1 protein-coding gene is annotated in these 1537 nt (G+C 68.1%); it reads right to left on the reverse strand.

Annotated features, from left to right (window positions below):
• The coding region (locus AC1DU6_RS30745; RefSeq protein WP_477861885.1) for a bifunctional diguanylate cyclase/phosphodiesterase at nt 1-1522 on the reverse strand (1522 nt) is incomplete at its 3' end.
• Between the last annotated feature and the right edge of the window lie 15 nt (nt 1523-1537).

Below are 1537 nucleotides of genomic sequence, written 5' to 3' on the forward strand. Positions count from 1 at the left end.
CCTCCCAGTCGGTGCTGCCCAGCACCATGACGAAATCGTCGCCGCCGATGTGGCCGACGAAGTCCAATTGCGGGTCGGCGGCCTGGGTCAGCACGCGGGCGGCCAGGCGGATGATGTCGTCGCCGATGCGGTAGCCGTAGACGTCGTTGAAGGGCTTGAAGTGGTCGATGTCCCAGACGACGGCGGCAAAGGTTTCACTGGCCTCGATGAGGCGGTCCAGGTGGTTGTCGATGGGCACATTGCCAGGCAGCAGCGTCAGCGGGTTGGCATAGCGCGCCGAATGCACCTGCAGGTCGGACACGGCCTTGAGCAGGTCGGAGCTGCGGCCCGAGCCGAGGTAGCAGCCGTCGCGCGTGACGATGAAGCCGTCGACGAGCAGCCGTTCGTCGAGGTTGGCCATCGCGTCGCTCATCGCGCGCAGCGGCGTGCTGACGTCGAACACCAGCGGATTGGCGTCCATCAACTCGACGCAGCTGCGCTTGTCGAAGATGTCCATGAAATAACGCTCGGTGCTGCGCTTGAGCACATGCAGGGAGCGCAGCACGCCAATCGGCCGCTGCTGGGCGTCCAGCACGGGGATGGCGAGCAGTTGCTCGTCACGGTGGAAGAGGTCGACGATGCTGCGGCAGTTGGTCTCGGGCGTGACCGTCAGGCCGCGACGCGCCAGCTGGGCGGCACTGGTGATGGCGCCCTGGGTCAGCGGCAACGCGAGGTCGTTCTGCAGCAGGCGCGGCTGGGCGTCAGCGGCCAGTCGGCCGCTCCATTGGGCGCTCAGGCTGGCGCGCGGCGTCGCGCTCGGGCGGGCGAACAGATAGCCCTGGCAGATGGACAGGCCCAGGCGGCGCAGCACGTCGAGGTCGGGCTCCTGCTCCAGCCCTTCGGCGACGACCTCGCAGCCGCTGGTCACGGCCATCTCGACGATGGAGCGCACGAACTGCTGCTTCAGCGGCTCCTGGGCGATGCCGTCGATGAAGTGGCGGTCGATCTTGACGAAGTCCGGCCGCATCTCCATCCAGCGGCGCAGCGAGGCGAAGCCCTCACCGAGGTCATCCAGCGCCACACGAAAGCCGAGGTCGCGCAGCGCCTGCAGCGCATCGTCGAGCTGGGCCAGGTCTTCGATGGGGCGGGTTTCGGTCAGCTCGATGACGACGCGCGAGGTCGGCAGGCCGAGTTCAGCCAGCTCGGTGGCCAGCAGGCCGGCATGCTCGCGGGCACCGAGCAGGGTGTCTGCTGTCACGTTCAGGAAGAGCTGGCCCGGCAGCCCCAGGGCCTTGAAGCGCTGAATGGCGCGGCGAATGATGAGGTGTTCCAGCTCGACGAGGCGGCCCAGCCGGGCGGCGGCCTCGAACAGCACCAGGGGCGAATGCAGCGGGCCGTCGGCAGGCGCGCGGGTCAGCGCCTCGAAACCAAAGATGTCGGCCCTGTCGATGGCGACCAGGGGCTGGAAGTGAATGTCAAAACTGCGCTGCTCGATCAGGCGATCGAGAGCATCGGCAAGGGGATCGGGCGCGGTGGCGCGCATGAGGAGGCTCCGGGC

Source organism: Roseateles sp. P5_B10 (assembly GCF_056400485.1).